Origin of the sequence: Nocardia sp. CA-151230 (assembly GCF_050942175.1) — a bacterium.
In the GTDB taxonomy this organism is placed as follows: Bacteria; Actinomycetota; Actinomycetes; order Mycobacteriales; family Mycobacteriaceae; genus Nocardia.
Genome location: NZ_CP192061.1, coordinates 6313051 through 6328416 on the forward strand (window position 1 = coordinate 6313051; position 15366 = coordinate 6328416).

The 15366-nt window shown below is 69.6% G+C and carries 16 protein-coding genes; 7 read left to right on the plus strand and 9 right to left on the minus strand.

The genetic code is table 11. From position 1 onward, the window contains the following. Positions 1–26: 26 nt before the first annotated feature. On the plus strand, positions 27–746 hold the full coding sequence (locus ACQP1O_RS29765) for a DsbA family oxidoreductase (RefSeq protein ID WP_433561738.1): 720 nt from the start codon (positions 27–29) through the stop codon (positions 744–746). A 6-nt stretch (positions 747–752) separates the two neighbouring features. On the opposite strand, the gene ACQP1O_RS29770 is transcribed toward ACQP1O_RS29765, so the two are convergent. Continuing rightward, complete coding sequence (locus tag ACQP1O_RS29770; protein WP_433561739.1) at positions 753–1961, minus strand: low temperature requirement protein A; 1209 nt, start codon at positions 1959–1961, stop codon at positions 753–755. Positions 1962–2215: 254 nt separating this feature from the next. On the opposite strand from ACQP1O_RS29770, the gene ACQP1O_RS29775 reads away from it, so the two are divergent. Both ACQP1O_RS29775 and ACQP1O_RS29780 read left to right on the plus strand, forming a co-directional pair. Then, positions 2216–2929 carry a response regulator transcription factor gene (locus tag ACQP1O_RS29775; RefSeq protein ID WP_433561740.1) on the plus strand — a complete coding sequence of 238 codons (714 nt, stop codon included), beginning with the start codon at positions 2216–2218 and terminating at the stop codon, positions 2927–2929. Further along, positions 2919–3950, plus strand: coding sequence for a sensor histidine kinase (locus tag ACQP1O_RS29780; RefSeq protein WP_433561741.1), 1032 nt, complete (start codon positions 2919–2921; stop codon positions 3948–3950). Before ACQP1O_RS29775 ends, ACQP1O_RS29780 begins: the two co-directional genes overlap by 11 nt. Here ACQP1O_RS29780 and ACQP1O_RS29785 read toward each other — a convergent pair. From ACQP1O_RS29785 to ACQP1O_RS29800, 4 genes are read right to left on the minus strand one after another with little or no spacing between them, the layout of a single operon-like run. Beyond that, positions 3877–4332, minus strand: a complete 456-nt coding sequence (locus ACQP1O_RS29785) for a hypothetical protein (protein ID WP_433561742.1) — start codon at positions 4330–4332, stop codon at positions 3877–3879. The two genes, ACQP1O_RS29780 and ACQP1O_RS29785, sit on opposite strands and share 74 nt — an antisense overlap. Further along, on the minus strand, positions 4329–5633 hold the full coding sequence (locus ACQP1O_RS29790) for a molybdopterin-dependent oxidoreductase (RefSeq protein ID WP_433561743.1): 1305 nt from the start codon (positions 5631–5633) through the stop codon (positions 4329–4331). Before ACQP1O_RS29790 ends, ACQP1O_RS29785 begins: the two co-directional genes overlap by 4 nt. 59 nt (positions 5634–5692) lie before the next feature. Then, positions 5693–6382, minus strand: coding sequence for a TIGR04282 family arsenosugar biosynthesis glycosyltransferase (locus ACQP1O_RS29795; RefSeq protein WP_433561744.1), 690 nt, complete (start codon positions 6380–6382; stop codon positions 5693–5695). Beyond that, entirely contained in the window at positions 6379–7044 is a 666-nt protein-coding gene (locus ACQP1O_RS29800; protein ID WP_433561745.1) for a glycosyltransferase family 2 protein, read from the minus strand. Before ACQP1O_RS29800 ends, ACQP1O_RS29795 begins: the two co-directional genes overlap by 4 nt. 125 nt (positions 7045–7169) lie before the next feature. On the opposite strand from ACQP1O_RS29800, the gene ACQP1O_RS29805 reads away from it, so the two are divergent. Beyond that, entirely contained in the window at positions 7170–8555 is a 1386-nt protein-coding gene (locus tag ACQP1O_RS29805) for a hypothetical protein (RefSeq protein WP_433561746.1), read from the plus strand. A gap of 15 nt (positions 8556–8570) precedes the next feature. On the opposite strand, the gene ACQP1O_RS29810 is transcribed toward ACQP1O_RS29805, so the two are convergent. Beyond that, positions 8571–9629: an NAD-dependent epimerase/dehydratase family protein gene (locus tag ACQP1O_RS29810; protein WP_433561747.1), complete on the minus strand. Its 1059-nt coding sequence runs from the start codon at positions 9627–9629 to the stop codon at positions 8571–8573. Positions 9630–9836: 207 nt separating this feature from the next. Between ACQP1O_RS29810 and ACQP1O_RS29815 the strand changes: the two genes are divergently transcribed. From ACQP1O_RS29815 to ACQP1O_RS29825, 3 genes are read left to right on the plus strand one after another with little or no spacing between them, the layout of a single operon-like run. Further along, on the plus strand, positions 9837–10571 hold the full coding sequence (locus ACQP1O_RS29815; RefSeq protein ID WP_433561748.1) for an ABC transporter ATP-binding protein: 735 nt from the start codon (positions 9837–9839) through the stop codon (positions 10569–10571). Further along, positions 10568–11356 (plus strand): ABC transporter permease, encoded by a 789-nt coding sequence (locus ACQP1O_RS29820; RefSeq protein WP_433561749.1) that lies wholly within the window; start codon positions 10568–10570, stop codon positions 11354–11356. Before ACQP1O_RS29815 ends, ACQP1O_RS29820 begins: the two co-directional genes overlap by 4 nt. A 16-nt stretch (positions 11357–11372) precedes the next feature. Next, positions 11373–11984, plus strand: a complete 612-nt coding sequence (locus ACQP1O_RS29825) for a TetR family transcriptional regulator (protein WP_433561750.1) — start codon at positions 11373–11375, stop codon at positions 11982–11984. A gap of 308 nt (positions 11985–12292) precedes the next feature. On the opposite strand, the gene ACQP1O_RS29830 is transcribed toward ACQP1O_RS29825, so the two are convergent. Genes ACQP1O_RS29830 through ACQP1O_RS29840 form a run of 3 tightly spaced genes read right to left on the minus strand, consistent with a single transcriptional unit; the run spans position 12293 to position 15241 of the window. After that, complete coding sequence (locus tag ACQP1O_RS29830; RefSeq protein ID WP_433561751.1) at positions 12293–12514, minus strand: Trm112 family protein; 222 nt, start codon at positions 12512–12514, stop codon at positions 12293–12295. 10 nt (positions 12515–12524) lie between these two features. After that, a complete protein-coding gene (locus ACQP1O_RS29835) occupies positions 12525–13010 on the minus strand; it encodes a GtrA family protein (protein WP_433561752.1) in 486 nt (161 codons plus the stop codon). After that, positions 13007–15241, minus strand: a complete 2235-nt coding sequence (locus tag ACQP1O_RS29840; protein ID WP_433567841.1) for a hypothetical protein — start codon at positions 15239–15241, stop codon at positions 13007–13009. The genes ACQP1O_RS29835 and ACQP1O_RS29840 overlap by 4 nt, the downstream gene beginning before the upstream one ends. Positions 15242–15366: the final 125 nt, after the last annotated feature.

The following is a 15366-nucleotide window of genomic DNA, read 5'->3' on the forward strand; positions in this document are numbered from 1 at the left end:
GAAACAGCGTCGGAGTGTGAGGTGTGATGGCCGTACAGGTCGAGATCTGGACCGATATCAACTGCCCGTTCTGCTACCTGGGCAAGCGGCGTTTCGAGGAGGCGCTGGAGGCGTTTCCGCATCGGGACGCCGTGACAGTGGTGCACCGGTCCTTCGAACTGGACCCGACGTTGCCCCGGGATCACAGCGACGCGGTGGTGCCGCACATCGCGGAGAAGTACGGCATCAGCGAGGCGCAGGCCGCCGCCAACGAGCGTGGCATCGGGGCGCAGGCCGAGGCGGTCGGCCTGCCGTACCTGACCTCGGGACGGGACTTCGGCAACAGCTTCGACATGCATCGGCTGCTGCACTTCGCGCTCGAGAAGGGCAAGCAGGAGCAGCTGCTGGATGCCTTGTACGCGGCCAACTTCGCCGAGGAAGCACCGCTTTTCGGAGATACCGAACGACTGGTTCGGGTCGCGGTGTCGGTCGGATTCGACGACGCGGCCGTACGCGAGGTGCTCGCGGATCCCGAGGCCTACGCCGATGCGGTGCGCGCCGACGAGGCCGAGGCCGCCAAGCTGGGCGCGCGCGGCGTGCCGTTCTTCGTGCTCGACCGCAAGTACGGGGTGTCGGGCGCGCAGCCGTCGGAGGTGTTCGCGCAGGCGCTGGAACGGGCCTGGAACGATCACGCGCCGGAGCTCGAGATCGTCGCGGACGGCGAGGCCTGCGGTCCCGACGGTTGCGCACTGCCGCAACGGGATTGAGCGCTGCTAGCGATCGCCGTCGCGAATGATCCGGTGCCCGATCGCCGAGATGTCCTGCAGGTACGCGCTGCGCTCCCCGGATCGGAGTCGGAGCAGGTCGTCGGCGATCACGAAGCCGTAGGCGACCAGCATCAGGACCACGAGCTGTCCCCAGGCCACCCAGGCGATGCCGATCGGCGCGGTGGCCAGGACGGCGACGGCGGCGATGAATCGCAGGCCCGCGCGGGGAATGCCCAGGACCAGCCGGAACAGGCACTGGCCCAGCAGGAACAGGGCCACGCCGCCCGAAAGCGCCAGTGCCGCGGCCATACTCGCGGGCTGATTGCCGTGCGCGATGGTCATGGAGATGCCGGCCGCGGTCAGGATGATGCCGAGCACCAGCACGAACAATGAATAGCCGTAGGCGAGTACCGCGGTGCGGATCTGCGCCGGGCCCCGCAGTGCCCGCAGCCGGTGCTCGCCGCGCTCGTCGTCGAAGCCGAAATAGGCCCACCACAGCACATATCCGAGGGTGAGGCCGAGGCCCGCGGTCGCGACCAGACCGACGGTGAGGTCCATGCCGGTCAGGTTCGCGCCGATGGCCACCACCGATTCGCCGAGCGCGATGATCACGACCAGACCGTGGCGTTCGCAGAAGTGGCTGGGGCGGATGACGAATCCCTCGGTGCGCGCCAGGTACGGCGAGACCACCTGCACCGCGACCGCGATCATCCACAGCACGGCGCGCGCCCAGCCCTCGGCGATGCCGCCCGACAGCACCAGCGCCGCGGACACGGCATTGAGCGGCGCGAGACGCAGGATCGCGGAGCTCGCGCCGCGGCTGCCCGACGTCGCGAACATGACGCTGTGCACCGTGTTGATCACGAAGTACCCGAGCCCGAAGGCCAGCCCGGAACCCTGGAACGCACTCGGAATAGCGATGGCGATGACGAAGAAACCGAACATGCCGATGAGCAGGAAGGTGCGGCGTGACGAGCTGTTCGGGGCGACCTCATTGGTGAGGAACACGTACCCGCTGTACATCCACCAGATGATGGCGAACATGAGCGCCACGTGCCCCAGCTCGGACCAGCCGGGATGGTGGGTGAAGGCATGGGTGAGCTGGGTGATGGTGAAGACGAAGACGAGGTCGAAGAACAATTCCAGGGTCGAGGCCCGGACCTGTCCGCCCTCCGCTTCGACCTCGCCGGCCGGGCCGGACATATCGCTGGTCACGTCCAGAGCGTAGAGCCGCCCGGCTCCGGCCGCCGCCTGCCCGTCCGACGATCCCGCGCTCGGTGCGCTCAGCACCGCGCCAGCCAGGCGATCGGCCGCCCCGACACCGTGACCGCGGCGACCACGCGGAGCTCGGCGGCCGCGGCCAGCAGGAGCGTTCGAGCTGGTCACCGGTGGTGACGAAACTGTGACGGCGACTGCGGAAATGGCTCGGACCAGGTGATTCGCGGTTCGACGCCGCCTAGGGTGGGGAGATGCGGATTCTGGTGGCGGATGACGATCCCGTGGTGCGCGAGGTGGTGCGGCGGTATCTGGAGCGGGACGGGCTCGAGGTCGTCGAGACCGCGGACGGGCCGGCGACCGCAGCCGTGCTGGCCCGGAACGAGATCGATCTGGCGGTGCTGGATGTGATGATGCCGCCACCGGATGGGATCGATCTGACGCGGGCCGTACGGGCGGGGGCACATCCGGAGACGCCCATCATTCTGCTGACCGCGCTCGGCGAGGAGGACGATCGGGTGGTCGGGTTGCAGGCGGGGGCGGACGACTACGTGACCAAGCCGTTCAGTCCGCGTGAGCTGGCGCTGCGGGTGGCGTCGGTGCTGCGGCGCACCCATCCGCAGCCGGTGGCCGACGAGGTGCTCCACGGAGACGGCGTGGAGTTGAACCGGGCGGCCCGGACCGTGGTGGCGGGCGGGACGCCGGTCGAATTGACCGCGCGCGAATTCGATCTGCTGGCCTTCCTGCTGGCGCATCAGCGGCGCGTCTTCAGCCGGCAGGAGTTGCTGGCCGAGGTGTGGGGCTGGAACTTCGGCGACCTGTCCACGGTCACCGTGCACGTGAAGCGGTTGCGCGCCAAACTGGGCGCCGCACATCGGATCGAGACGGTGTGGGGTCGCGGATATGCCTGGGGCCGCGCCGATCTCGGCACTGATCCAGGAACCGAGGAGGTGTCCGGTGCCGACTGATACGCCCGGGCTGATCGGGTACGCGCTGGCGGGCACGCTGCCGGTGGTGGTGGTCGGCGCACTGTTGCTGCGCTACACCCGCAATCGCGCGATGACCACGAGCATGGCCGTGCTGGTGCTGATTCCGACGCTGGCCACGCTGTGCGGGGTGGTGGCGGTGAGCGGGCTCATGTTCGGGGCCGAATTCGAGCGCACGGCAGTGGTATTGGCCGTCGTCACCGCCGTCACGGTGCCCGCGGCGATTCTGCTCGGCCGCGAGCAGGCCCGCGCCACGGTGTGGGAGCGCGAGATGCTCGAGCAGGAGCGCGCGGCGGAACGGTCGCGGCGCGAGCTGGTGGCCTGGGTCAGCCACGATCTGCGCACCCCGCTGGCGGGGATTCGCGCCATGGGCGAGGCGCTGCTGGACGGGGTGGTGTCCCGTCCCGAGGATGTGCAGCGGTACGCCGATCAGATTGTGCTCGAGACGAATCGGCTCTCCGCGATGGTGGACGACCTGTTCGAGATGTCGAAGATCAATTCGGGGGCGCTGCGGCTGCAGATGGAGCCGGTCGATCTGCGCGAGCTCATCGACGAGGTGCTGGCGGCCAACCGGCCGACGGCCGAACGCGCCCGGATCACCCTGGAAGCAACGCAGCCCGAGGACAAGATCGTGGTGGCAGGCAGCGATCGGGCGCTGGGCCGGGTGCTGACCAACCTGGTCGCCAATGCCATCGCGCACACCCCGCCCGGCGGGCGCATCGACATCTCGGCGGGCGCCGACGACGGGCACGCCTGGACCCGGGTCGACGACACCGGGCCCGGCATCTCCGAAGCCGATCTGCCGCGCATCTTCGAGGTCGCGTACCGCGGCAGCTCCGCCCGCTCCCCCGGCGCGGCCGAACTCGGCAGCAGCAGCGGTATGGGATTGGCCATTGCCGCCGGGCTGGTGGCGGCGCACCACGGGGACATCACCGCGCAGAATCGTTCCGACGGTGCGCGATTCGAGGTCCGGCTGCCGCTGCTGACCACCGCCGGGCGGTGAACAGCAGGCAGGCGGCCACTACCGCCCACACCACGGCGAGCGCGACCAGCAGGCCGACGGTGTAGTCGCGGTCCAGGATGGTGGGGTTGCCGGGGACCGCGTCCTCGCGGCCGAGCACCGGGACTGCGATGAGGATCAGGGCCAGGCTGATGAACGCGCCCACGGCGTAGGCGGGCCACCAGCGGGCGGGGAGCACGAGGCGGCCGAGCGCGCCGGCGAGGGCCGCGACCGGACCGAAGACCACGTTCTCGGCGAGGATGACGCCGATGAACCAGACCGTGACCGAGCGCACGTCCGGGGTGCTCATCCTCAGCAGCAGTTCGACACCGTACGCGGCCAGGCCGATGCCCAGTGCGCCCAGCAGGATTCGGGTGATCGTCATGACAGTTCCTCGATCGATTTCAGCCATTTGGTCTGCAGGACACCCGGGCGGCTGGGTGCGATGAGGCGGCAGGGGTAGCCGTGGTCGAGGGCCAGGTCTTCGCCATTGAGGCGCAGGGCGATCAGCGTGGCGGCATCCACCACGTGGGTGCGGGGCAGGACGGATGAACCGTAGATGCCGGTCGTCTCCAGGGACACGAAACGTACGTCGCCGCCCCCGTACTCGCCCACCCGGGTCAGCAGGTCGCGCAGGCGGACACCGGACCAGTGGCCCTGCGCGCTCCAGCCTTCGACGCAGGCGATGGGCAGCGCGCTGTCGGCCTGCGGCAGGGCTTCCAGATCGGCGCGGGAGAAACTGTGTTCGTGGCCACCGACTTTCACCGTCAGCGCGTACTGCGGTGAGCGGGCGGTCTCGGTGACTCCGGCGGCTGTGGCAGTCCGGTTGATCGGAACACCCTGCGGGCCTTCGCCGCTGCGTGGCGCGAGCAGGGAGACCCAGCGCAGGAACGGGATCGACTGCCCCGCCACCGCCAGGCCCGCCACGACCGCGCCGAGCCCGGCTGCGGCGAGCACCGCGCGCCGCGGAACACCTGGCTGCGCGTGCTCCGATTCTCCGATCAGTTCGACATCCGGGACAGGGTCGTCGATCGGCCGCGAAAGTGCTTGCCGCACAATAGGAAGCTTGACTGCTAGATGCACCAGGACCGCACCGAACGCCACATACGCCATAGCGTGATGCGTGGTGGTGAAGAAGAATTTCCACGGATAGAACTGCGCGGTATTGAACAGCCCGGTCACGATCTGGAACAGCACCGCGCCGATGAGCACCGCCACCGACAGTCGCTCCAGTGCGTCCGGAAGTCCCCGGCGCAGCGACGGTTTGATGAAGAACCGCGGATACACCGACCAGAACTTCACCAGCAACAACGGGATCATCATGACCCCGACCGTCACGTGCGTGCCCTGCGTGAGTCGGTACAGCCACACCGGATGCGCGGGCCACCAGAACCAGTCCGGCGGATGCTGGATCAGGTGGCTGATCAGGCCGGTCCCGAACAGGATGGTGATGCCGACGCCGAGGGCAATGCCCGTCCGCGCGGCAACCGCCGTGGAGCGGGCGGGACTCAACCGATCGGAAAGCGCGCCCGGCAGCAACAGTTGGAGCGGCCCGGCCCCCTCGATCCGGCCGGGCCCCTCGATCGGGTCGGACTGAGCTGTCCCGCTCGACTGGACTTTTCCGCCGGGTTGGACTGGCCCGCCGGGCGGTGTGGGTTGGTCGGGCGGTGCGGTGGGTTCTGACATGGCGTCCGCGGCGGGGCCGGTTCGGGCGGCCGCCGCGGGCTCCTTTCCGAGCTCGAATCTCAGAGTGGGACGGGGGTTTTCGCGGTCACCAGGTCGGCGACGGCGCGCGTGAAGCGGCCGCGGGACACGGCCGCTACGGAGACGGCGTCTGCGTAGGTGTCCACGTCGGTGAGGGTGGGGAGGGAGTGCACCCGGAATCCGCTGTGGCGCAGGGCTGTTGCGGTCAGCTCACCGGTGCGGGGGGTCGACATGGGGACGTCGGTGAGCAGGTGCGCCGGACGCGGCTCCGGGAGACCGAGGGCCCACCAGCCGCCGTCCGCCGCGGGGCCGAGGACGGTGTCGCCGGTGGCCACCAGGCGCGCGGCCGAGCGGTTCAGCAGGTCGGCATCGGCCTGCGGAGTGTCCATGCCGATCTGCAGCACCGGGACACCGAACTCGGCGGCATCGACGTGGGCGTTGGCGAGGCGTTCGCCGAAGCTGTCGCCGCGCTGCGGCACCACGGTCACCTGGCGCAGGGCGGCGGCCAGTTCGACCGAACGCTCTGCGCGGTCGAGGTCGCCGGTCCAGGCGACGACGCTGTGCCGGATGCCGCTCTCGCGCACCGCGTCCAGCGTGTCGAGCAGGGCGCAGGCCGCCAGGTAGGCGGCGTCCACCGGTGAGAACGGCGGTGTGAGACGGGTTTTGGCGAATCCCGGGATGGGCGATTTGGCCACCACCAGCATGGTGGCGGGGACATCGGTCGGGTTCATCGCACACTCCAGAAGTCTCGGGCGGCACGCACGGTGCCGAGCCAGGAACCGGAGACCTTGGACTCGCCGTGAGTCCGCGGCCGATAGGTGATGTCGCGCTCCAGCACCAGCCAGCCCGCGCGGGCCGCACCGGTGAGCAGGGCCAGCGGATAGCCGGAGCGGGCGTGCAGGTGGCCGAGCGCCTGCAGACGGTCGCGGCGGGCCACTCGCATGGCAGCGATATCGTGCACCGGCAGGCCGTAGCGGCGGCGCAGCCGGAAGGCGAAGGCCCAGTTGCCGATTCGCGCGTGCAGGGGTTGCGCGCCGGATACCGCCGCGCGGCGGCGGCCGACCACCATGTCGACGCCGGGGCCGAATTCGGCCACCAGCCGGGGAAGTTCGCCGGGATCGAGGGAGCCGTCGCCGTCCAGGACGGCGACCAGTTCGGTGCGGGCAGCGTCGACGCCGGCGTGCACGGCGCTGCCGTAGCCGGGGGTCGCTTCGGTCACCACGGTCGCTCCGGCGGCACGCGCGACCTCGGCGGTGCCGTCGGTCGAGCCATTGTCCACCACGATCACCCGGTAGCCCACCGGAATTGCTGATAGTACGCCGGGAAGCGCTTTCGCTTCGTCCCGGCAGGGGATCACCACCGTGACCCCGGGTACGGAGTCCAACTCGGTCATGGCCTCGACCGTACGGCCAACCGGGGTCTTCCGACCCCGGGACACGCATGACGAAAGTATGACAAGAGCAGGATAAATGGCGATCCGGACAGTTCCGACAGGTTTCGGAGCCTAGGGTTTCCGGCATGGCGAACGCTTCCGCGACCCGGGTCGCGCGCTACGTCTCCACCCGTGTCGACGGCTACTGCGCGCTCGCGGCTCTCCTGCTCGTCCTCACCGCTTTCGCGGTTCCGCGAATCATAGGCAAACCCTGGAGCGACAAGTTGTACGCCGGGGCCGCACCGATCTTCGGCGGCTGGCTGCCGCATCTCGGGTGGGGCACGGTGCCGGCCGTCGCTCTCGCCGCGGCCGTGGTGCGCTTCGGCCCGGATCTGGCGCAGCGGCTGTCATGGAGTCGACTGCTGCCGGCGGCATGGGCGACGGCGGCGGCGTGGGCGTTCACGCTGGCCATGGTGGACGGCTGGCAGCGCGGCTTCGCCGACCGGCTCACCACCCGCGACGAGTACCTGCACGAGGTCGGCGGAGTGCACGACATCGGGGCCATGCTGCGCGGATTCTCCGGGCGCATCCTGGATTTCCAGCCCGATTCGTGGACCACCCACGTGTCCGGACATCCGCCGGGCGCATTGCTGGTGTTCGTGCTGCTGGACCGGATCGGACTGGGCGGCGGAGCCTGGGCGGGACTGCTGTGCGTGCTGGTCGGGACCAGTGCCGCGGCGGCCGTACCCTTCGCCATCCGGGCGCTGGGGTCCGAGCATCGGGCCCGGGCCGCAACGCCTTTCCTCGCGCTCATGCCCGCGGTCATCTGGATCGCGGTCTCCGCGGACGGGCTCTTCGCCGGGGTGGGCGCCTGGGCGGTGGCATTGCTGGCGTTGGCGACCCGGCTGGAGCGGGGCTGGGTCCTGCTCGCGCTGGCGTCCGGAGTGCTGTTCGGATTCACCCTCTTCCTGAATTACGGCCTGGCGCTCATGGTGATTCCGGCCGCGGCGGTGCTGCTGGCCCGGTCGCTGCGGCCCGCGCTGCCGGCGCTCGTGGGTGCGCTGGCGGTGGTGGGAGTCTTCGCGGCGGCGGGGTTCTGGTGGCTCACCGGCTATCACCTCGTGGTGCAGCGCTACTACCAGGGCATTGCCAGCGAGCGGCCCTATTCGTACTGGGTCTGGGGCAATCTCGCGGCGACGGTGTGCGCGGTGGGGCCGGCCACCGCTGCCGCGGGCAGCCGGGTGCTGGTCGAGCTGGAGATCCTGCCGGTGCAGCCGTGGCGGAACTGGCTCTCGCGCTGGCGCTCCCACGTCGATCCCGCGGCGCTACTGGCCGCCGCCGGGATCACCGCCATCCTCATCGCGGACATCAGCGGGCTGAGCAAGGCCGAGACCGAACGCATCTGGCTGCCGTTCGATGTGTGGGCACTGTCGGCGACCGCGCTGCTTCCCCGCCACAGCACGCGCTTCTGGCTCGCCGCGCAGGCGGCGGGGGCGCTGCTCGTCAACCACCTGATCCTGACGAATTGGTAGTAGCCACAGCCGAATTCACCTCCAGGTAGGGGACCCGTTCCCGGCGGCGGAGCGCAACGGCGCGTTCGCGAATTCGGCGAGCCCCAGACTCGGGGTGACGGCAGCGACGAAACCCAGTGAGCGGCGGGCGCGTTCGGGACTCGCCACGATGTGGCGGACGTCGCCGGCGCGGTAGTCGCCGGTCACCACGGGCTGTTTGCCGCCGCAGACGCGGGCCAGGATGGCGGCCACCTCGCCGATGGTGATCGGCGTGCCCGAGGCGATATTGAGCGGGGTGAACGCGCCGAGCGGGTGTTCGAGGGCGGCGACGTTGGCTTCCGCGATATCGCTGACGTGAACGAAATCGCGGGCCTGCGTGCCGTCTTCGAACACGCGCGGGGACTCTCCCGCCTCGAGTGCGGAGCGGAAGATGGCGGCAACCCCGGAATACGGTGTGTCCCTGGGCATATCGGGTCCATATACATTGTGGTACCGCAGTGCGGTGACGGTCCCGCCGGTGGCAGCGGCCCAGGCGATGGCGTAGTGCTCCTGAGCCACCTTGGAGGCGGCGTAGAGGCTGCGCGGACGCAGGGGGGCGTCCTCGTCGATGGGCGTCCAGGTGAGGGGGCGGCCGTCGGGGCCGCGGTAGTCGAATCGGCCGTTGTCGAGATCGGTGCGGGTGCGCGGGGCCGGCTCGGCGGGCGCGCCCGCGGAATCGACGTAGCGGCCCTCACCGTAGACCACCATCGAGGAGGCCAGCACCAGGTGGCGGCAGTGGGCGCGGTGCATGGCCGCGAGCAGCACGGCGGTGCCGAGGTCGTTGTGGCTGGCGTAGGCGGGGGCGTCCTGGGCGCTGACGCCGGCGCCGACCACGGCGGCCTGATGACAGACGACGTCGATGCCGTGCAGGAGATCGCCGAGGGCGTCCGGGTCGCGCACGTCCACCCGGGCGATGCCGGGCGGGGGCACGGCGGCGGATCCGTGGGCGGCGGCGAGCATGAAGTCGGCCGCGACGACCTCGTGTCCGGCGGCCAGTGCCGCGCGGTGAATGTGCGAGCCGATGAATCCGGCTGCGCCGGTCAGAAGTACACGCATGCGGCGATTCTGGACGGACCGCCGCCGGAATGCGCCAGGACTGACCGACCTCGCGTGATTCGTCACGATTTGGTCAGCGGAATCGGTCAGAGATGACCAGATCGCCACGCCGGAAAGCGACACGCAGCGGGGTCTTGCCCCGAGCCCCGGATGAGCGCACAATTCATCACGTAGTGAATTCAACACTCGATGAATTGAGGGTGACCCGTGACGGCACCAGCGACGACAACCGACGCCATCGCCATCGAGCACCTGGAAGTGCGGCGCGGCGGGCAACAGGTTCTGCAGAACATCTCCCTGACCGTTCCCCGGGGCAGCATCACCGGGCTGCTGGGGCCGTCGGGGTGTGGGAAGACGACGCTCATGCGCAGCATCGTCGGGACACAGATCATCGAATCCGGGTCGGTGTCCGTACTCGGCGAAGAGGCCGGATCGCGCGGGCTGCGGCGGCGGGTCGGGTACGTGACCCAGGACCCGAGCATCTACGACGACCTCACCGTCGCCAACAATGTCGCGTATTTCGGTGCGCTGTACGGGGCTTCGTCCGCCGACGTCGAAACGGCGCTGGCCGCCGTGGGTTTGAGCAGCCATGCGGGGCATCACGGCAACGAGCTGTCCGGCGGGCAGCGCACCCGCGTGTCCCTGGCCTGCGCACTGGTGGCCGATCCGGAGCTGCTGGTGCTCGACGAGCCGACCGTCGGCCTGGACCCGGTACTGCGCGCCGACCTGTGGGAGCAGTTCCAGGCACTCGCGAAACAGGGCCGGACACTGCTGGTTTCGAGCCATGTCATGGATGAGGCCGAGCACTGCGACCGGCTGCTGCTCATGCGCGAAGGCCGGCTGCTGGCGCAGCTCACGCCGGCCGAATTGCGATCCGACACCGGCGAATCCAGCCTGGAGAACGCCTTCCTCAAGCTGATCCGGATGGGAGAAGAGCTGTGACCGCGACACTTTCACGCCCCGCGGGCCCACGGCCGCTGGGCTGCTACACCGCCACCACGGTGCGCATCCTGCGCCAGTTGCGCGCCGACAAGCGCACGGTCGCCATGATCGTGCTGGTGCCCGCGCTGCTCATGACGCTGCTGTATTTCGTGTACAAGAACTATCCGACCATGCCGGGCGCGCCTCGGCTGTTCGACCGGGTCGGCATCACCATGCTCGGCATCCTGCCGTTCGTGGTCATGTTCCTCATCACCGCCATCGCCATGCAGCGCGAACGGGTTTCGGGCACGCTCGAACGATTGATGACCACGCCGCTGTCCAAATTCGACCTGCTGGCCGGGTACGGGACCGCGTTCTCCATCGCGGCCGCGGTACAGGCGGCAGTGGCCTGCCTGGTGGCGTTCTGGCTGCTCGGGTTGAACGCGGCGGGCAGCCCGGGGCTCGTAGTGCTGATCGCGGTGGTCGACGCGGTGCTCGGGGTCGCGCTGGGCCTGCTGGCAAGCGCGTTCGCGCGCACCGAGTTTCAGGCCGTACAGTTCATGCCCGTGATCGTGCTGCCGCAATTCTTCCTGTGCGGCCTGCTGGTGCCGCGGGGACAGCTGCCGAGCTGGCTGGAGGCGATCAGCAATGTGCTGCCGCTCAGCTACGCCGTCGACGCGCTGCAGCAGGTGTCCACGCACACCGGGGCCACCGGGCAGATGTGGCGGGATGTGCTGATCGTGGCCGCCTTCGCCGCCGTCGCACTGGGATTGGGCGCGGCCACCCTACGGCGGCGCACCGCATGACCGGGAGACATGCGGCGTGAGCGGAGGCAGCGGGACCCGTAGCGGACGGCGTCCGGGCAATTCCGGCACCCGGGAGGCGATTCTGGACGCCGCCCGGGTGCGCTTCGCCGAAGTCGGCTTCGACCGCGCCTCCATCCGCTCCATCGCCAGCGCGGCCGGAGTGGATCCCGCACTGGTACACCACTACTTCGGCACCAAGCACCAATTGTTCGCCGCCGCCCTGCAACTCCCCGTCGACCCCCAGACCATCCTCTCCGGCTTCGCGGCCGTCCCCGTGGAAAACCTGGGCGCCCACATCATCCGCACCGTCGTCGGTATCTGGGACTCTCCCGTGGGCATGCCCGCCGTAGCCGCCTTCCGCAGCCTCCTCGCCAGCGACGACCCCACCCTGGCCCGCACCTTCCTGCTGGAGGTGGTGCTGAAAGAGATTCGCCCCCTGGTCGATTCACCCCCCGGCACGGGCGCCCAACGCGCCGCCCTCGCCGCGTCACAGTTGGCGGGTCTCCTGGTAACCCGCAAGATCCTCCGCCTCGAACCCATCGCCTCCATGGCCGTCGAAGATCTCGCCACCACCATCGGCCCCACCCTGCAGCGCTATTTCACCGGCGATCTCCCCCAGCAGGGCTGACCGCGCCCGAGACATCCACCGGCAGAACCGAATCCGCTTCTACTGGCCGGCAGGCCTCTGCGCGCGAGGCGCCCCTTTTGCTGTGGCGGTTTCCCCTGTTGCGGCGCGGCTACCCACCACTGCTGCTGCCCTGCCATCCCTGCGGCTGCGGTACCCGATCCCGGGGGCCGAGCGACCCAACCTTGGGGCTGCCCCGCAGCCGATATCGACCAGCAGGGTCGCCGCCGATCCGGTCCCCATACTCGCCTGACGCGCTAGTCGGCCGACGGTGGGGCACGCGGGCGTTCATGGAGGGGGTGGTGGGGGGATCAGGATTGGGTGAGGAAGAGGGAATGTTCGTCGTCGGAGACGTCGCGGGCCTCGTCGACGAGGAGAACCGGGATGCCGTTGTCGACCGGGTAGGCGCGGCGCAGGCGGGGGTTGTAGAGCACGGTGTCACCGGTGGCGGTGTGGACCAGCTGCAGGGGGCCCTTGTCCTGGGGGCAGGCGAGCAGGCTCAGCAGGGTGGCGTCCAGGGTTTCCTCCGACATGTCCGACAACCTACCGGTCGGCGCGGGCGGGAGTGGAATCGGCGGGGCGGCGGAAGCTGATGTGGCGATGACCGAAGTAGCTGGCCACCGCGACCAGGCCCATGACGACCACGGCGGCCGGTTTGGCGGGGGCGTGCAGCAGGGAGACGGCCAGCTGCAGCAGCACCATGTTCAGCACCATGCCGACCGCGTTCACACCCACGAAGGCCACGAAATCGCGCAGCAGATGGCCGCGCACCCGGAACACCAGGGTGCGGTGCAGAACGAAGGCCACCACCATGCTGACCGCGTAGGCCAGCGCCACCGACAGGGCGGCGGCCGCGTCCTCGGACACCACGCCGCCGAGGACGGTCAGCCACACGATGGTGAGCACCATGCCCATCAGCGTGTTGAAGCCGCCGACGAGGGCGAAGGCGATCTCCTGCCGGCGCACCAGCCGCAGCAGCGGCCCGGCCGGAGCGGGCTCGGCGCCGGTGAGCGAGGGCGTCTCGGTCACTTGGCGGTGCCCACCAGTTCGCGGTCCGGATCGTCGTCGAGCTGTTCGGCGTCGGGCATGTCCTGTCCCCGCCGACGCGAGCGAACGTACAACCACTGGAGCAACCCGAGGCCGACGAGTCCTGCGGCGGCACTGCCGATTCCGATCTTCCAGCCCGGCGGCCGCCAGCTCACCTCCAGCACGGCCTTGTCGGTGCCGGCCGGAATGTCCACGGCCACGAAGACCTTCGCGACGGTGTGGAACGGGACCGTCTTGCCGTTGAGGGTGACGCGGTAGCCGGGCCAGCCCAGGCGCGCGAAGGTGACGCGGCCGCCGGTCTCCGAGGAGACCTGCACGCGGCTGGTGGTGTCGGTCTCCTCGAGCGAGGTGGCGGTGACATCGTGGGCGTCGCCGACGCGGCCGTTGACCGTGGAGATCGGGCCGTTGTCATGCTCGAGCACCCAGATGTACTTCTCGTGCCCGGGCACGTCGACGAAGTGCCAGCCCTTCGGGGCGGGTTGGTCACCGGCGTCGGGGAACATGGCCTTCTGCAATACGACCCGGTCGATCAGCATCAGGTCGGCGAGGGTGCGCCCGGTGGTCGGCTCGGCGCCGAACAGCCGGCGGTAGGCGTCGGGGCAGACGCTGGAGTCCCAGCGCATGCAGAGCATTTCGCCGAAGTAGAAGTGCCCGTTGGGCGTATAGCCGTTGACGTAGTCCTGCTGCAGGTCCTTGGCGTAGTTGCCCCACACCAGCGACCCGTACGCGCCCTGCAGGTTCTTGTCGGCGGGCTGCAGCAGGCCGCGGTCGGAGAGCTGAAGGGTGGTGCCCGCATGGAACTTCGGGAAGGCGGCCATGGCTTCGTTGCGGTCGGCGGGCAGGTTCCACGACATGGGCGTGGGCTGCACCCACCACACCTGGAACCAGGCGATCGGCACCATGGCGGCGATGACCAGCGCGGTGGCTCCGGTGGCGCCGCGGGTGCGGCCCAGCCACACCGCGCCGAACCCGAGGGCGATCACCACGGCGGCCGAGCCCAGGTGCCACAGCGCCTCGTGCGGGTCGGCGGAGAAGGTGCGCACCCACAGCGCCAGGACCAGCACCAGCGCCGAGATGATCCGCGTGTTGCGGTCCCGCAGCGTGGCGAAGCGGCCCAGCAGCACGCACACCAGCACGAGCAGACCCAGCGCCAGCATGGGCAGCACGCGGGCGGGCCAGCGCAGCGGGCCGACGGTACCGGGCCCGGCGGTCCACATGAGCGCCATCAGTGCGAACAGGGCGATCGCGACGAACTGCTTCCAGTGTTTCTGCGCCGCTTTCCAATCCACGAACGCCAGCGCCGGGATCAGGAACCAGGCGATGTAGGTCATGGGCAGCGGCTGGACGTAGCCCCACCACGAGGTGAACGCCGGCATGGTGGTCGGCAGGCTGGCGTTCAGCGATTCGGACCACGGCACGGTCAGGAACTGGTCGTTATTGATCTGCGAATTGCCGCGCCAGCTGACCTGCGCCGACAGCATCGAGGGCAGGAAGGTCAGCAGGCCCGCCGCGCCCGCGCAGGCCGCCGCAGCGGCCAGGCGCAGCAGCGGGCCGAACGCGTCGCGCCACTGCGGCCAGGTCCGCGGCCCCCGGCACACCAGGTAGCCGACAACCACCGCGATCAGCATGAGCACGGCCTCGACCGCGGGGAACACGTACTGCACCGAGATCGCCAGGTACAGGTACACGAAGACCGGGATCGGACCGCCCTGGCCGCGCAGGTAGCGCTCCGAGGACGCCCAGGCGTGGATCATCCAGGCGGTGCCGGCCATGGCGGTGAACCAGCTGGCCGAGTCGAAGAACAGGAAGAAACCGGTGAACGGCATGGCCACCCCGGCCACCGCGGCCCACTGCGGGCGCGCGCCGTACACCAGGCACACCCGGTACACGCCGAGCCCGGTGATGATCGCGAAGACCAGCTTCACGATGGTCGCGTACACGGCCAGATTGGGCACCGAGGGCGCGATCAGATCGATCAGCAGCTGCGGCGGGTTGAACAGTCCCGCTTCCTCATTGGCGTAGTTGCCCGTCATCCACTGGTCCGGAATCAGCAGCGGGAAATGGCCGTCACGGAAGGCGCGCCCGAAGAACACCCACAGGCCCGTGTACTGGCTTTCGGTGTCGTCGGTGAAGAAGTGGCGGGAGTTGGCCAGGATGACGGCCAGATACCCGAGGATCACCCCGATCGAAGTGACGATGCCCCAGCGGTACACCTCACGCCGAGCCGCCTTTTCGTCCTGCCCGGATTCGGCGGCCCCGACCACCTTGGAAACTGAGCTTTCCACCACGAGTTCCAGACCCTACAGGGCGGCGATGTCGATGGCACTTACGCCAAGCC

Excerpts from the sequence above, each read along its gene's own strand:
- ACQP1O_RS29765 (WP_433561738.1), top strand. The coding sequence starts at position 27 with ATGGCCGTACAGGTCGAGATCTGGACCGATATCAACTGCCCGTTCTGC.
- ACQP1O_RS29775 (WP_433561740.1), top strand. The coding sequence starts at position 2,216 with ATGCGGATTCTGGTGGCGGATGACGATCCCGTGGTGCGCGAGGTGGTG.
- ACQP1O_RS29785 (WP_433561742.1), bottom strand. The coding sequence starts at position 4,332 with ATGACGATCACCCGAATCCTGCTGGGCGCACTGGGCATCGGCCTGGCC.
- ACQP1O_RS29790 (WP_433561743.1), bottom strand. The coding sequence starts at position 5,633 with ATGTCAGAACCCACCGCACCGCCCGACCAACCCACACCGCCCGGCGGG.
- ACQP1O_RS29795 (WP_433561744.1), bottom strand. The coding sequence starts at position 6,382 with ATGAACCCGACCGATGTCCCCGCCACCATGCTGGTGGTGGCCAAATCG.
- ACQP1O_RS29800 (WP_433561745.1), bottom strand. The coding sequence starts at position 7,044 with ATGACCGAGTTGGACTCCGTACCCGGGGTCACGGTGGTGATCCCCTGC.
- ACQP1O_RS29805 (WP_433561746.1), top strand. The coding sequence starts at position 7,170 with ATGGCGAACGCTTCCGCGACCCGGGTCGCGCGCTACGTCTCCACCCGT.
- ACQP1O_RS29810 (WP_433561747.1), bottom strand. The coding sequence starts at position 9,629 with ATGCGTGTACTTCTGACCGGCGCAGCCGGATTCATCGGCTCGCACATT.
- ACQP1O_RS29830 (WP_433561751.1), bottom strand. The coding sequence starts at position 12,514 with ATGTCGGAGGAAACCCTGGACGCCACCCTGCTGAGCCTGCTCGCCTGC.